Source organism: Pseudomonas sp. Pseusp21, assembly GCF_059492145.1.
Genome location: NZ_CP168520.1, coordinates 5,549,798 through 5,564,822, shown reverse-complemented (window position 1 = coordinate 5,564,822; position 15,025 = coordinate 5,549,798). Strand labels below are relative to the sequence as shown.

Sequence of the window (15,025 nt, the reverse complement as noted above, 5' to 3'; positions counted from 1 at the left end):
TCAGGATTCTAGCGGCTACGCGGCAAACTTCAAGTAAGACTTTAACTTCACCTTGTAAAGTTTAGGTCTATTGCGATTGAAGGGCCGCTTTGTCGCCACCAGCGTGGCGACAAATGCGTGATTACTTGCGAGCGGTAACCACGGTTGGAGCGTTCGCCAAAGCGCGTTTGGCTTCGATAAAGGTCTTGCTCCAGTAGCTGTCGCCCAGGCTGTCGATGCGAACACCGCCGCTGCGACGAGAGCTGGAATGGATGAACTGGTTGTCGCCCAGGTAGATCCCGGCGTGGCTTACACGACCGCGACGACCATTGGTGGCGAAGAACAACAGATCGCCTGGCTCAAGGTTGCTGCGCGAAACCAGCGGCGCATCCACGTTGATCATTTCGCGAGTGGAGCGTGGCAGGTTCATGCCGGCTTCTTCGCGGAACAGATAGCCGATGAAACCGCTGCAATCGAAACCGGCTTCAGAGGTACCGCCGAAACGGTAACGGGTACCGATCAGGGACATGCCGCGTTCGAGGATGCTGTCGGCCAGAACCGGAAGCTGGTAAGGCTTCTTGCCGTTGAAGTCGGCGAGTTCTTTTTCGGTGTCCAGCTCTTCCTGGTAAATAACGGAAGACTGGGCGGTGGCAGAGTTTTTTACCTGTTGTTGCTGCTCTTGATTAACAGGTGAATGAGCAGCGCAACCGAACAACAGGGTGACGAGTGCGAGAGGCACGAGGGGTGCGAAGCGCTTTAGCATGGGCACGACCGTGGCTGATAGTTGTAAAGAAGCCGAGACTATGCCCGCTATCAGCCTCATTTGCAAATTCAATCGATCTTTTTGTGACTTCCCGGTTTCTCGTTAACATCTAAGCGCTTAAGCCTATTTGAATCGAGACGCGGCCTGTGCAACCCACAGGAAAGCGGGTTTTCTGGCGCCTGAAATATGCCGAAACCGGCTGAAAGCCCCGGTTTTACCAGCCCAGCGTTTCTTTCAGGAAGGGAATGGTCAGCTTGCGCTGAGCCTGCAAAGAGGCCTGATCGAGCTGCTCCAGCAGATCGAAAAGCGCGCTCATGCTGCGGGTACCGCGAGTCAAAATAAAATGCCCGACTTCATCGGTCAGGTGCAGACCGCGACGGGATGCGCGCAATTGCAGGGCACGCAATTTGTCTTCATCGGAGAGAGGACGCATCTGGAAGATCAGCGCCAGGGTCAGGCGCGATTTCAGGTCGGCGAGTTTGATCGGCAGTTCACGCGGCGAAGTGGATGCCGCGATCAGCAGACGGCGACCGCTGTCACGCAGACGGTTGAACAGATGAAACATCGCCTCTTCCCAGTCCGCCTTGCCGGCAATAACCTGCAAGTCATCCAGGCAGACCAGTTCGTACTGTTCGAGGTTGTCGAGAATTTCGATGCCGCGATCCATCAACTCGGCCAGCGGCAGGTACACCGCCGGTTCACCCATCTGCTCGAAACGCAGGCATGCAGCCTGCAACAGATGCGTACGTCCTACCCCGTGCTTGCCCCACAGATAGATCAGGCTTTCGGTCCAGCCGGCGTCGGCTTCGCATAGACGCTCGACATAGCCGAGTGCAGCGGCATTGGCGCCTGGGTAGTAGTTGATGAAGGTGGCGTCGTCACGCAGACGCACACCTAGGGGCAGCTGAATCGGTTTCATGCTGACTGAACAGTTCCCAAGGAACCGTTAGTGGCCTCTGTGTAAAGTGAGCGAAGTTTATACCCGTGAAGCGGAGCGCACAATGCGACAGACCCCAAGCAAAATCAAAGGTTTGCGTTAACGTGCTGGTTTTATGACAGTTTCTTTGGCGCCATGGCCTGCAGGAGACGGGCCAACCCGGCAATCCACCGGGCAGCCCGCGCGTCACGATTACAACTCCGGCTCATCCACCCCGCTATAGATGTCGGAATCCTTGTACAGATCGTGGACGTGTCGCACCAGCACCATGATCACCGCCGCCACCGGCAATGCCAGCAGCACACCGGTGAAGCCGAACAGCTCGCCACCGGCCAGAATCGCGAAAATCACCGCCACCGGGTGCAGACCGATCCGATCCCCCACCAGCAAAGGCGTCAGCACCATGCCTTCCAGTGCCTGGCCGACCATGAACACCGCGACGATCCCGATCATCGGATACAGATCGCCACCAAACTGGAACAACCCGGCAATCAGCGCCGCGCCGATGCCGATCACAAACCCCATGTACGGCACAATCGCCGCCAGCCCTGCAATCAGACCGATCAACAGGCCCAGCTCCAGCCCGACAATCATCAGACCGGCCGCATAGATCACGCCCAACGCCAGCATCACCAGCAACTGCCCGCGCACGAACGCGCCCAGCACTTCATGGCACTCACCCGCCAGCGCCACCACACGCTCTTCGCGATCACGGGGCAACAGGCCACGGATCTTGGCCATCATCACGTCCCAGTCACGCAGCAGGTAAAAGCTCACCACCGGGATCAGCACCAGATTCGCCAGCCAGCCGATCAGTGCCAGGCTCGAGGCCGTCGCCTGACTCAGCACCACACCGACGATGTCGGTGGTCTGGCCCATGTGTTCGCTGATCGCGGCTTTGACCTTGTCGAACTTCCAGAAGCCGTCAGACAGCCCCAGCTTCGATTGCGCCCATGGCACGGCAGTGTGCTGCAACCAGTCGAGCATTTGCGGCGCCAGTTCATACAGCCGTACTAATTGCTTGGCGAGCATCGGCACCAGCACCAGCAACAACGCAGTGACGATCAGGGTGAACAAGGCGAACACCGCGATAACACCCCAGGTGCGAGACAGCCCCAGGCGTTCCAGACGATCGACGAGCGGATCGAACAGATAGGCGAGCAGCAGCGCCACCAGAAACGGCGTAAGGATCGGATGCAGCAACCAGACAAACGCGCAAAGCAGGAGCACCCCACCGAGCCAGAACCAACGCCGCGTATCGGCCATGTAACACTCCATTGCTTATATATAAGAAAGAAAAACTACCAGCGGAACCGCAAGGACGGCGCCGCCGGTGTCGGTGTCGGCGCAACGGTTGGCGCCGCCCCGACGACCGCAGGCTGAGGCGCAGCCACCGGAGCCGGTGCCTCGGCCGGCAGTTCCTGCAACTTCGCCAGCGACAATTGCGCTCGCAATTGATCGGCACTGCCGTTGACCCGATAGAGGATGCGATCGGCATCGACACTCTGCAGACGCACGCCGAACGGTTCGAGTAACCGCAGCAGCGCTGCGTAGTGCTCCAGATTCATGCCCTGCACTTCCAGGGTCTGCTGGCCGGACGCGCCCGGCTTGGCCACAAAGCGTGGCGCCAGACGTTCAGTGACCGCCAGCATCACCGCATCGGCCACCGCCGCCTGATCCGCGCCCTGCACGTTGCCCGCCTCTTTTTTATCGCCCAGCCACAATTGCCATTTGGCCTGCCATTGCCCGCTTTCTTCGCGCGCATGCACGGCGAGCAAGGCGTCAGCGTTATAGCGCTCGGAAGCGTTACGCAGCGGCGCCGGGTCGGCCCCTTCAAGCGCAGGCGCGGTTGCGACCAATTGCTCACTCAAGTCCGCCAAAGGCAGGCGCAACGGCAATCCACGGTGCTGGGCGGCGCGGCGCAACGGTGCGGCACTGGCCTGACCGTCGCCCACCAGGCTCGAACCCTCGGTCGAATCGTTCAGCCACCAGCTCAGGATCGAGGGCCGATTGGCACCCCACAGCGCCAGCCCGGCGCGGCGCAACGCCTGCTCGGTGGTTCCCGGGTCGAAATCGACTTTCAGCACTTCCGGCGGCCCGGCATCGAAACCGAACTGACTGATGATCTGCTGCGGATCCTTGCGAACCGGCGCCAGCCCCGGGTTCTGCGGGGCCTTCGGGTCACCGGTCAGGCGCAGCACCAGCGTATCCAGCGCAGCCTGGGTCGCGCGATCGCGCTCCTCTGGCGACTGGCCAGTGACCGGTTCGCGCACCTGATAAAGACCTTTGAGATTTTCCGCCTGGGTCGCCAGGCTGATCAGAGACAAACCACCCACTAACAGCAATTTACAAAAACGCATGGAGAATTCCCGTCGACAAGAGCGGCTGGAACAGGCCGCGTGCACCGTTGTGGCAAGCCTGTGACCACAGGCCGTCGCAAAACATTCACACGCGGTCGGTAAGTTTTTGCACAGTCCTAACGATAGACGGTTCCTTATACAGGCACCCGTGATGTCATCCACAGCGTCAATTGCAAAATTTTTCCATCGATATGCCCCTGCCCGTCGGCGTGAGGATGGCCGCTGCCCCTCAAGCCTGATAAAATCGCGCGCCTTCGCAGACCGGCAACAGCCGGGCACCCCGAACTTCGCGTGAGGCAATCGCCCCTGTCGGATTCGGCGTTCCCGCTGAACTCGGTCGTTACCCCTGAATCCCCTCCCCTAAAGGCCTGGATCATGAGCAAGCAACCCTCCCTGAGCTACAAGGACGCCGGTGTAGACATCGACGCCGGTGAAGCATTGGTCGAACGCATCAAGAGCGTCGCCAAGCGCACTGCGCGCCCGGAAGTCATGGGCGGCCTGGGCGGTTTCGGCGCCCTCTGCGAGATCCCGGCCGGTTACAAGCAGCCGGTACTGGTTTCCGGTACTGACGGCGTCGGCACCAAGCTGCGTCTGGCGCTGAACCTGAACAAGCACGACAGCATCGGTCAGGACCTGGTCGCCATGTGCGTCAACGATCTGGTGGTGTGCGGCGCCGAGCCGCTGTTCTTCCTCGACTACTACGCCACCGGCAAGCTGAACGTCGACGTAGCGGCCACCGTGGTTACCGGTATCGGTGCAGGCTGCGAACTGGCTGGCTGCTCGCTGGTCGGCGGCGAAACCGCTGAAATGCCGGGCATGTACGAAGGCGAAGACTACGACCTGGCCGGCTTCTGCGTCGGCGTCGTGGAAAAAGCCGAAATCATCGACGGCTCGAAAGTCGCCACCGGTGATGCCCTGATCGCCCTGCCATCGTCCGGCCCGCACTCCAACGGCTACTCGCTGATCCGCAAGATCATCGAAGTGTCCGGTGCCGACATCGAAACCGTTCAGCTCGACGGCAAGCCGCTGACCGAACTGCTGATGGCTCCGACCCGCATCTACGTGAAGCCGCTGCTCAAGCTGATCAAGGACACCGGTGCGGTCAAAGCCATGGCCCACATCACCGGTGGCGGCCTGCTGGACAACATCCCACGCGTTCTGCCAAAAGGCGCTCAAGCCGTGGTTGACGTGGCCAGCTGGACTCGCCCGGCCGTCTTCGACTGGCTGCAAGAGAAAGGCAACGTCGACGAAACCGAAATGCACCGCGTGCTGAACTGCGGCGTGGGCATGGTGATCTGCGTGGCTCAGGAGCACGTTGAAGTTGCCCTGAACACCCTGCGTGACGCCGGCGAGCAGCCTTGGGTCATCGGTCAGATCGCTGTCGCTGCCGAAGGCGCGGCTCAGGTCGAACTGAAGAACCTCAAGGCTCACTGATGTCCCAGACCTGTGATGTCGTGGTGCTGTTGTCTGGCACCGGCAGTAACTTGCAGGCCCTGATCGACAGCACGCGGACCGGCGACAGCCCGGTCCGCATCGCTGCGGTGATTTCCAACCGCGCCGACGCCTACGGCCTGCAACGCGCCAGTGACGCGGGTATCGCCACCCGCTCGCTGGATCACAAGGGATTCGAGGGCCGCGAGGCCTTCGATACCGCGCTGATCGAACTGATCGACGAATTCAACCCCAAACTCGTGGTACTGGCCGGCTTCATGCGCATTCTCAGCGCTGACTTCGTCCGTCACTACCAGGGTCGCCTGCTCAACATCCACCCGTCGCTGCTACCCAAATACAAAGGGTTACACACTCATCAGCGCGCGCTGGAGGCCGGCGACGCCGAACACGGCTGCTCCGTGCACTTCGTCACCGAGGAACTCGATGGCGGACCACTGGTCGTACAGGCAGTAATCCCGGTAGAGTTGCACGATTCGCCGCAAAGTCTGGCGCAGCGGGTTCACGCTCAGGAACACCTGATCTACCCGATGGCCATACGCTGGTTCGCCGAAGGACGGCTGAGCCTCGGCGAGCAAGGTGCTTTACTGGATGGCCAGCCACTGCCGGCCAGCGGTCACTTGATTCGAAACTAGGAGATATTATGCGTCGCGCCCTGCTCTTCGCTTGCGCTCTGCTCGCCCTGCCCTTCGCGCAGGCGGCAGACCTTCAACCGTTCTCCGCCAGCTACACCGCCGACTGGAAACAGCTGCCCATGAGCGGCACCGCCGAGCGCAGCCTGACCAAACAGGCCAACGGCGTCTGGAAGCTCAGCTTCAAAGCCTCGATGATGATTGCCAGCCTGTCCGAGGAAAGCACCCTGACCCTGGACAAGGACACCCTGCTGCCACAGTCCTACCACTTCGAACGCGGTGGTCTGGGCAAGGCGAAAAAGGCTGACCTGGACTTCGACTGGGCCAACAAGCTGGTGACCGGCACCGACCGCGGCGACGCGGTGAAAATCCCGCTCAACCGCGGCATGGTCGACAAATCCACCTATCAACTGGCGCTGCAGCATGACGTGGCCGCCGGCAAGAAAAGCATGAGCTATCAGGTGGTCGATGATGGCGAAGTCGATACCTACGACTTCCGCGTGCTGGGTTCGGAAAAAGTCGAAACCAAGGCCGGCCAGATCGATGCGATCAAGGTCGAGCGCGTTCGCGATCCGACACAAAGCAAGCGCATCACCGTCCTGTGGTTCGCCAAGGACTGGGATTACCTGCTGGTTCGCCTGCAACAGGTCGAAACCGACGGCAAGGAGTACAACATCATGCTCCTCGACGGCACGGTCAACGGCAAGACCGTCAAAGGCAGCTGATCCGACGCAAAATCAAAAAGCCCCGCAAATGCGGGGCTTTTTTTCGCCTGTCGAACGCTGATCAGACCGAGAACCTGGCCACCATGCTGTTCAGGTCCACCGCCAGCCGCGACAGCTCCTGACTCGCGGCACTGGTCTGATTGGCCCCGGCAGACGTCTGCATCGCCAGGTCGCGGATGTTCATCAGGTTGCGGTCCACTTCCCGCGCCACGGCCGCTTGCTCTTCCGACGCACTGGCGATCACCAGATTGCGCTCGTTGATCAAGGTAAACGCCGAAGCGATTTCCTCCAGCGCAACGCCGGCGGCCTTCGCCAGCTCCAGGGTCGAGCGCGCCCGGACGTTGCTCTGCTGCATCGAGCTGACCGCCGAATCGGTGCCCTGCTGGATGCCGCCGATCATCTGCTCGATCTCCCGCGTCGACTGCTGAGTGCGATGGGCCAGCGCCCGCACTTCATCCGCCACCACCGCAAAACCCCGTCCGGCATCACCCGCCCGGGCGGCCTCGATCGCCGCGTTCAATGCCAGCAGGTTGGTCTGTTCGGCAATCGAGCGGATCACGTCCAGCACCTTGCTGATGCTGTAGACCTTCTGCGCCAGATCCTCCACTTGCGTGGCATTGGCGGTGACATCGTCCGCCAGCAGCTCGATGGACGACACGGTCTGCTGCACCTGCTCGCGGCCATGCTGGGCAATACGATCAGACTCACGGGACGCCTCGGAAGTCGCGACGGCATTGCTCGCCACCTCCTCCACCGCCGCCGTCATCTGGTTGACCGCCGTAGCCGCCTGTTCGATTTCCAGGCTCTGCTGATGCAGCCCCCGCGTCGCGTCTTCAGTGACGCAACTCAACTCCTCTGACGCCGAGGCCAGTTGACTGGAGGACTCCGAGATCTGGCGGATAGTGTCGCGCAGGTTGTGCTGCATGCTCTTGAGCGCGTGCAGCAGCCGCGCCGGTTCGTCCTTGCCGGAAATGCTGATATCCCCGGTCAGATCGCCACCGGCCACCACTTCCGCGACATTGAGCGATTGCGACAGCGGCAGCACGATGCTGCGGGTCAGCAACAACGCCAGCGCGATGGTGATCAGCGCAGTGATGCCGATCATCACCCCGACCCACACCCGCGAGTTGGTGAACACCAGCCGTGCGGCCTCTGTGGCGAGGTTGGCGTTGTGCTTGTTCAACTCGACCAGCTCACGCAGGGTCACTGCAATTTCATCCGCCAGTGGGCTCATCTGTCCGTTGAGAATGGCGGCCGCCTCTTCCACTCGTCCCTGAGCAGACAACGTCATCACCTGCGCCTGCAGCTCCAGGTACTTGTGTTCGGCAACCCTGAAGCGGTCGAACAACGCACGCTCTTCAGGCAGTACGATCAACACGTCATAGCGCTGCTGGGCCTCACTCAAGACACCGCGCAACTCATTGAGCTTGGCCACGTTCTGCTCCAGCGCCTGCGGATCGCGATTGAGCAACAGGCGCATGGTCAGCGCGCGCAGGCGCAGCATGTCCTGGCTCATCTCGCCCACCGCCATCACGCTGGGCAGCCAGTTATTGTCGACCTCGTCGGACTGCGCACGCATGTTCGACATCTGCAGCAGGGCGAACGCCCCAAGGGCAAACACCATTAGCGCCAACACGCCGAAACCCAGGCCGGCCCTGGGCGCAATATTGAGACTACGGATACTCATTGCTCTGGTTCCTTCCAAAAGCGCTGCATCAACCCTGCAGCTGGTTGCTCTAGAAGGTATCGGCCCTTTTAAAAAATGCGTAAGACCAAAACGCGATATCAAAAGGCCTTGATCCTACGAACCGTCGGCATTAACGATTCAGCGCGGGTTTGCCGGACTTGAGCGCTGTTCGCGGCAATATCGCCAAGAAGTTGTCCCGTGCGACTTTTTTCGCCACCGCTTCCGGCAAGGCGTCGAGAAACGGCTTGAAGCCGTGGATTTCCTTGCCGAGTTTATTGAATCGCCCGACCACGTCCGAACCGAGCATGAAGCGATCCGGGTAGCGCTCCACCAGTTGCACCCAGTCCGCTCGCGGTTGCCCCTTTTCGTCCAGCAGATAAGGCGTCAGCAAGCTCCACGACAGATCAATAAACAGGTTCGGGTACGCCTCCAGCATTCGCGTCAGGGTCGGCAGCAGAAAATCCAGCTGCGTCTGATGACGGTGGATTTCGGCGCTGGTGCCGGCATGCGCCCAGATGAACCGGGTGTGCGGATGATTACGCAGCGGCTCTTCGATTTCCTTCAGGTACAGGGGGTTCTTCTCACGCTTGGAGGTGATGTTGGAATGCAGCATCACCGGCAGATCGTTTTCAGCGGCCAGGTGATAGATGCGGGTCATGGCTTCGTTGTTGGCGCGTGGCGTGTCGCCGGAGGTCAGCGCGGTGAGATCGTCGTGACGGGTGAAGACTTCGCCTATGCCCTGCCACAAGCCGGGATACAGATCGAGCATGCGCTGGATATGCGCGGCGGAGTTCTTGTCGTTGGGGTTGAAGCCTGAAAGAAACGGGTGAAAGTACTGGCGTTGCTCAGGTGTCAGCTTCTGCACCGCGTCGGCGACGATCACGTCAGTCGCGCTGTACCAATAGGCATCGGCATCATCGCCAGCGTAGTAACGCGGACGCTTCGGCTCGTCTTCGTGCCATTTCTTCGCCACGGGAATGCCGGAAATCATCACATGCTCGATGGCATTTTCCTTCATGGCCGTCAGCAATTTCGGCATGCCGGCGGTTTCCTGGAAAAAATCCACGTAATGCAGGTGCGCGTCACTGTAGGTGTAATCCCGGGCACTGGCGGCGCCGGTGAAAGCCATCAGGCAGGCAAGGCTCAAACGAAACACGGACACAAGCATTCTCCGGCAGACAGGCATAGCCTAGACCCTCGCCGGGCGACGAGGGTTCACCCGGCAAGAAAGTGGAACGCGCCTGTGTGGGAAATGCTCTATACCTGCAAGGTCTTTTTTGATCGAATCCCTTTTCCTACAGCTTGCGAGGTTCACATGACCGTTACCGTCAATACCGTGTCCGCCGAAGGTTTTCGCCACACCGTTCAGATCGATGAGCATGAGCTGTTTACAGACGTCCCGACGACTGCCGGCGGCGAAGGCTCGGCTCCGGAACCGCACGATTACTTCGACGCAGCCCTCGGCGCCTGCAAGGCTCTGACCCTGAAGCTGTACGCGAAGAAAAAGGACATCCCGCTGACCGGCGTCGGCGTTGAGGTCAAACGCGACAACAGCCAGGAACAGAAAGGCAAGTACGCCCTGCACGTGACCCTCACCCTCAAGGGCGTGCTCACCGATGCCCAGCGCGAAGAACTGCTGCGCGTCGCCGATCGCTGCCCGATCCACAAGCTGATGACCACCAGCGAAGTCACCATCGAAACCCACGCGCCAGTCGGCTTCGACAGCCAGTAATCACCTCGATGACACCGGCGGGTTATGCTCCACGCATCACCCGCTCAGCCTGGAATGGACCATGGACACCCAACCCCTGATCATCCGCCCGCGCGCCGAAGACGTCGAAGGCCAGCCGATCCTGCGCCCGCTGCCGTCAGCCAAATGCCGCAGCGTCGGGCCTTTCGTGTTTTTCGACCACATGCTCGAAACGGTTTATCCGGCGGGCAAAGGCATGAACATCCGACAGCATCCGCACATCGGTCTGTCGACCCTCACGTATTTGTTCGAAGGACAGATCCAGCACAAGGACAGCCTGGGTTCGGATCAGGTGGTCAGCGCCGGCGATGTCAGCTGGATGACGGCCGGCACGGCGATCGCGCACGTCGAGCGCACGCCCGAACCGCTGTGGGAGCAAAGCTTCAAGATGCACGGCCTGCAAATCTGGCTCGCCTCGCCCAAGGATCACGAACAAGGCCCGGGGCATTACAGCCATCACCCGGCCTCGACCTTGCCGGTCAGCGATAACCTCGGTGTACAGATCCGCATGATCGCCGGGTCAGGCTTTTGCCTGGAATCGCCGGTGCCGGTGCTTTCTCCTACGCTGTATGCCGAACTGAAGATGCAAACCGCGACCACGCTGCTGATCCCGACCGAACATGACGAGCGGGCGCTGTATGTGTTGAGCGGTGATGTGCAATTGAATGGCGAAGCGGTCGAACCCCATGCGCTGGTGGTGTTGCCGGCTGGGGAAGAGATGAGCCTGTTTGCCGAGAGCGACAGTCACGCAGTGTTGTTCGGCGGTGCGCCACTGGACGGGCCACGGCGGATCAACTGGAATTTTGTTGCGAGCGATCCGGCGGCAATCGATGAGGCGCGGCGCAAGTGGGCGGCCGGGGATTGGCCGACGGTGCCGGGGGAAGTCGAGCGGATCGAGCTGCCTAAATCGCGCAGCGAACCGACACCGCTGTAAAGCCACACTCCCACGCCAGGCGTGGGAGTGTGTTCAGCCGATTCAGCCCTTGAACACTTCTTCCAGCAAGTCATGCATCGACTTGAACGCCCGCGCTGCGGTCTTCGCGTCGTACATCATCTTGCCCGGCACATTGGCGTGCGGATCAGTGAACGAGTGCACCGCGCCACCGTAGCTCAGCAACTGCCAGTCCACACCGGCGGCGTTCATCTCGTCCTCGAATGCCGGCAACTGCTCTTTCGGCACCAGCGGGTCCGAAGCACCGTGCAGCACCAACACCGAGCCCTTGATGTTCTTCGCGTCCGCCGGGTTCGGCGAGTCCAGCGTGCCGTGGAACGACACCGCCGCTTTCACCGCAGCACCAGTGCGCGCCAGATCCAGCGCACAGCAACCGCCGAAGCAGAAACCGAATACCGCCAGTTTCGAGGTATCGACCGCCGCCTCGCCCTGCTTCTGCAATTGTTCGAACGCCGCCTGCATACGCTTGCGCAGCAGCGCGCGGTCATTCTTCAGCGGCATCATCGCCGCACCGGCCTGATCAGCGTTCTGCGGACGTACGGCCTGGCCATACACGTCAGCGATCAGCACCACATAACCCTTGGCCGCCACCGATTTGGCGATTTCTTCAGCGCCAGCGCTGACACCCATCCAGTTCGGCGCCATCAGCAGCCCCGGACGCGCGCCTTTGTGCTCGGCGTCGAAGGCCAGGCGACCTTCATAAGGCTGGCCGTCAATCTGATAGACCACGGAACGTACAGTGACTTGGCTCATTTCTGACTCCAGATTGGTTGAATTCCAGAATGAAAAAACCCGCCGAAGCGGGTTTTTCTGCAGCTTGGTTAAACCGACAGTTCAACCAGCAGCTTGTTCAGACGTTTCACGTAAGCGGCCGGGTCTTTCAAGCTGTCGCCCGCCGCCAGGGCGGCTTGGTCGAAGAGGATGTGCGACAGGTCGCTGAAGCGATCTTCGCTGGCCTCGTTGTCGAGCTTCTCGATCAGCGGGTGGCTCGGGTTGAATTCGAAGATCGGCTTCGAATCCGGCACCTTCTGCCCGCTGGCCTCGAGGATCTGACGCATTTGCAGACCCAGGTCCTGCTCGCCGATGGCCAGAATGGCCGGCGAATCCGTCAGGCGATGGGAAACCCGGACTTCGGCAACGGAGTCGCCCAGTGCGGTTTTCAGACGCTCGACCAGACCTTCTTTCGACTTGGCGACTTCTTCCTGGGCCTTCTTGTCCTCTTCCGAGTCCAGGTTGCCCAGATCCAGGTCACCGCGCGCGACGTCGACAAACGTCTTGCCGTCGAAATCGCTGAGGTAACTCATCAGCCACTCGTCGATACGGTCGGTCAGCAGCAGCACTTCGATGCCTTTCTTGCGGAAGACTTCCAGGTGCGGGCTGTTCTTGACCTGCGCGTAGGTTTCGCCGGTGAGGTAGTAGATCTTGTCCTGACCTTCCTTGGCGCGCGCCAGGTACTCGGCCAGACCGACGATCTGCTCGCCGTCGGTGCCGTTGGTCGATGCGAAGCGCAGCAGACCGGCAATTTTTTCCTTGTTGGCGAAATCTTCTGCCGGGCCTTCTTTCATGACCTGACCGAAGTTCTTCCAGAAGCCCTTGTATTGCTCAGGCTCGTTCTTTGCCAGTTTTTCCAGCATGTCCAGCACGCGCTTGGTCAGCGCCGACTTCATCGAGTCGATGATCGGGTCTTTCTGCAGGATTTCCCGCGACACGTTCAGCGACAGGTCGTTGGAGTCGACCACGCCCTTGATGAAGCGCAGGTACAGCGGCAGGAACGACTCGGCCTGATCCATCACGAACACGCGCTGCACGTACAGCTTCAGGCCTTTCGACGCTTCACGCTGGTACAGATCGAACGGTGCGCGGGCCGGCACGTACAGCAGCGAGCTGTACTCGAGCTTGCCTTCAACCTTGTTGTGACTCCACGACAGCGGATTTTCGAAGTCGTGGGCGATGTGTTTGTAGAACTCCTGGTATTCCTCGTCCTTCACTTCAGTGCGAGGACGGGTCCACAGGGCGCTGGCGCGGTTGACGGTTTCCCATTCAACTTCAGGCTTCTCTTCGCCTTCGGCAGCGGCCACTTCTTTTGGCAGCTCGATCGGCAGCGCGATGTGGTCGGAGTACTTCTTGATGATGTTGCGCAGACGCCAGCCATCGGCGAACTCGTCTTCACCGGATTTCAGGTGCAGGACGATGCGGGTGCCGCGTTCCGGTTTGTCGATGGTGGCGACTTCAAATTCGCCCTCGCCTTTCGACGACCAGTGCACGCCTTCGCTGGCAGCGGTGCCGGCGCGACGGCTGTACACGTCAACTTTGTCGGCAACGATGAAGGCCGAGTAGAAACCCACGCCGAACTGACCGATCAGGTGCGAATCCTTCTTCTGATCGCCGGACAGGTTTTTCATGAAATCGGCAGTGCCGGATTTGGCGATGGTACCCAGGTGGGTGATCACATCGTCACGGTTCATGCCGATGCCGTTGTCTTCGAGGGTGACGGTCTGGGCGTCCTTGTCGAAGCTCACACGGATTTTCAGTTCATCGCCACCTTCGAGCAACTCAGGCTTGGCCAGGGCTTCGAAGCGCAATTTGTCGACAGCGTCAGAGGCGTTCGAGATCAATTCGCGAAGGAAGATTTCCTTGTTGGAATACAGCGAATGGATCATGAGGTGCAGCAGTTGCTTCACCTCGGTCTGGAAGCCCAGGGTTTCCTTTTGAGTTTCCACACTCATGGTCATCAAACTCCAATCAGATGGCATTGGCCGCGACCTTGCTGGTCGGCGGCGGGTTGTTCTGTGAGTTGGGGGCGTGGTTCAGGATTTCAAGGGCTCATCGATTTTGAAGTGAGCACGGGCAGTGGCAATCGGTTCGCTTTCGGTACTTTGCCAGGCCGTGACCGCGACGTTGGCCACCCGCCGGCCCTGACGGCAGACCTGACATCGGGCCCAGGTATCGCGAAACTGCCCGGCCCGCAGGTAATCGAGGGAAAAATCGATAATCTTCGGCACACCGGGCGCGCCGGTGAAAATCAGCAGGTGCAGGGCCGCGGACAGCTCCATGAACCCGGCAATTACCCCGCCGTGGATCGCCGGCAATAAAGGGTTACCAATGTTGTCCTTGTTGGCCGGCAGCTTGAACAGCAAGTCATCACCGACCCGCGAACACTCGACGCCGATCAGCCCGGCATAGGGAATCAGCTTCAGGAGCGGCGCGTAGTCACCCTTCTCGTGTGCCTCTTGCAATTGCTGCTTGAAGTCGTCGCTCATGGGGTTTCTCCCTTGATCGCGCCACCGAAGCCTTTGGTGCCTTTCAGGCCTTTGCCCATGCGCATGAAGGTGCCGACGACATGGGCAATCGGTTGCTCGGGATCATCCTGATAGGCAAATCCGCGAGCGAAGATCACATCGGTGGTGACTCGATAACATTGGGCGAAGCCGTAAACATCTTTATGCGGCTCGGCGGCATGCATGTAGTCGATGCGCAGATCGAGGGTCGGGCAGACTTCGAATTCCGGCAGGACGCACAGGATCGACATGCCGCACGCGGTATCCATCAGCGACGTGATCGCCCCGCCGTGGATGACGCCGGTCAGCGGATTGCCGACGATTTGCGCACTGTACGGCAGCACCACAGTCAGGCCTTCGCTACTTGCGCTGTGCACCTTCAATCCCAGCACCTGACAGTGGCGCAGGGCCGAGAGAAACCGTGTCGCACGCTCAAAAACGGGGTTTTCGGCCATTTGATAATTACTCTTGTTAGTGGCTATTCCCAGTAGTGGAAAGAACAGCAAAAGTTCC

General features: G+C 60.3%; 15 protein-coding genes. 5 read left to right on the top strand and 10 right to left on the bottom strand.

Going from position 1 to position 15,025, the window contains the following annotated elements:
* Nucleotides 1-121: 121 nt before the first annotated feature.
* The 4 genes from ACEN93_RS25350 to ACEN93_RS25335 form a co-directional block, all read right to left on the bottom strand.
* Entirely contained in the window at nucleotides 122-742 is a 621-nt protein-coding gene (locus ACEN93_RS25350; RefSeq protein ID WP_039769810.1) for a C40 family peptidase, read from the bottom strand.
* 214 nt (nucleotides 743-956) lie between these two features.
* Nucleotides 957-1,661: a DnaA regulatory inactivator Hda gene (gene hda, locus ACEN93_RS25345; RefSeq protein WP_007950396.1), complete on the bottom strand. Its 705-nt coding sequence runs from the start codon at nucleotides 1,659-1,661 to the stop codon at nucleotides 957-959.
* Nucleotides 1,662-1,871: 210 nt separating this feature from the next.
* Entirely contained in the window at nucleotides 1,872-2,945 is a 1,074-nt protein-coding gene (locus ACEN93_RS25340; RefSeq protein ID WP_039769808.1) for an AI-2E family transporter, read from the bottom strand.
* Nucleotides 2,946-2,980: 35 nt separating this feature from the next.
* Nucleotides 2,981-4,039 (bottom strand): DUF2066 domain-containing protein, encoded by a 1,059-nt coding sequence (locus ACEN93_RS25335; RefSeq protein ID WP_414882601.1) that lies wholly within the window; start codon nucleotides 4,037-4,039, stop codon nucleotides 2,981-2,983.
* Between the two features lie 375 nt (nucleotides 4,040-4,414).
* On the opposite strand from ACEN93_RS25335, the gene purM reads away from it, so the two are divergent.
* From purM to ACEN93_RS25320, 3 genes are read left to right on the top strand one after another with little or no spacing between them, the layout of a single operon-like run.
* Nucleotides 4,415-5,473, top strand: coding sequence for a phosphoribosylformylglycinamidine cyclo-ligase (gene purM / locus ACEN93_RS25330; protein ID WP_039769805.1), 1,059 nt, complete (start codon nucleotides 4,415-4,417; stop codon nucleotides 5,471-5,473).
* Nucleotides 5,473-6,123, top strand: coding sequence for a phosphoribosylglycinamide formyltransferase (purN, locus tag ACEN93_RS25325; RefSeq protein ID WP_039769803.1), 651 nt, complete (start codon nucleotides 5,473-5,475; stop codon nucleotides 6,121-6,123). Before purM ends, purN begins: the two co-directional genes overlap by 1 nt.
* An 8-nt stretch (nucleotides 6,124-6,131) precedes the next feature.
* A complete protein-coding gene (locus ACEN93_RS25320) occupies nucleotides 6,132-6,845 on the top strand; it encodes a DUF3108 domain-containing protein (RefSeq protein ID WP_007950391.1) in 714 nt (237 codons plus the stop codon).
* 61 nt (nucleotides 6,846-6,906) lie between these two features.
* Here the strand turns inward: ACEN93_RS25320 and ACEN93_RS25315 are convergent, their stop codons facing one another.
* Together ACEN93_RS25315 and ACEN93_RS25310 are read right to left on the bottom strand one after the other, a co-directional pair.
* The gene (locus tag ACEN93_RS25315) at nucleotides 6,907-8,532 is read right to left on the bottom strand and encodes a methyl-accepting chemotaxis protein (protein ID WP_495610646.1); all 1,626 of its coding nucleotides are present in this window, start codon (nucleotides 8,530-8,532) and stop codon (nucleotides 6,907-6,909) included.
* Nucleotides 8,533-8,662: 130 nt separating this feature from the next.
* Nucleotides 8,663-9,718, bottom strand: coding sequence for an amidohydrolase family protein (locus ACEN93_RS25310; protein ID WP_039769801.1), 1,056 nt, complete (start codon nucleotides 9,716-9,718; stop codon nucleotides 8,663-8,665).
* A 129-nt stretch (nucleotides 9,719-9,847) separates the two neighbouring features.
* On the opposite strand from ACEN93_RS25310, the gene ACEN93_RS25305 reads away from it, so the two are divergent.
* Both ACEN93_RS25305 and ACEN93_RS25300 read left to right on the top strand, forming a co-directional pair.
* Nucleotides 9,848-10,264 carry an OsmC family protein gene (locus ACEN93_RS25305; protein ID WP_039769799.1) on the top strand — a complete coding sequence of 139 codons (417 nt, stop codon included), beginning with the start codon at nucleotides 9,848-9,850 and terminating at the stop codon, nucleotides 10,262-10,264.
* A 61-nt stretch (nucleotides 10,265-10,325) separates the two neighbouring features.
* Nucleotides 10,326-11,216 carry a pirin family protein gene (locus ACEN93_RS25300; protein ID WP_039769798.1) on the top strand — a complete coding sequence of 297 codons (891 nt, stop codon included), beginning with the start codon at nucleotides 10,326-10,328 and terminating at the stop codon, nucleotides 11,214-11,216.
* 42 nt (nucleotides 11,217-11,258) lie between these two features.
* Here the strand turns inward: ACEN93_RS25300 and ACEN93_RS25295 are convergent, their stop codons facing one another.
* The 4 genes from ACEN93_RS25295 to ACEN93_RS25280 form a co-directional block, all read right to left on the bottom strand.
* The gene (locus ACEN93_RS25295; RefSeq protein WP_039769796.1) at nucleotides 11,259-11,987 is read right to left on the bottom strand and encodes a dienelactone hydrolase family protein; all 729 of its coding nucleotides are present in this window, start codon (nucleotides 11,985-11,987) and stop codon (nucleotides 11,259-11,261) included.
* Between the two features lie 68 nt (nucleotides 11,988-12,055).
* On the bottom strand, nucleotides 12,056-13,960 hold the full coding sequence (gene htpG / locus ACEN93_RS25290; protein WP_414882605.1) for a molecular chaperone HtpG: 1,905 nt from the start codon (nucleotides 13,958-13,960) through the stop codon (nucleotides 12,056-12,058).
* An 81-nt stretch (nucleotides 13,961-14,041) separates the two neighbouring features.
* Entirely contained in the window at nucleotides 14,042-14,494 is a 453-nt protein-coding gene (locus tag ACEN93_RS25285) for a PaaI family thioesterase (protein ID WP_007959014.1), read from the bottom strand.
* Nucleotides 14,491-14,967, bottom strand: coding sequence for a PaaI family thioesterase (locus ACEN93_RS25280; RefSeq protein WP_210709422.1), 477 nt, complete (start codon nucleotides 14,965-14,967; stop codon nucleotides 14,491-14,493). Before ACEN93_RS25280 ends, ACEN93_RS25285 begins: the two co-directional genes overlap by 4 nt.
* Nucleotides 14,968-15,025: the final 58 nt, after the last annotated feature.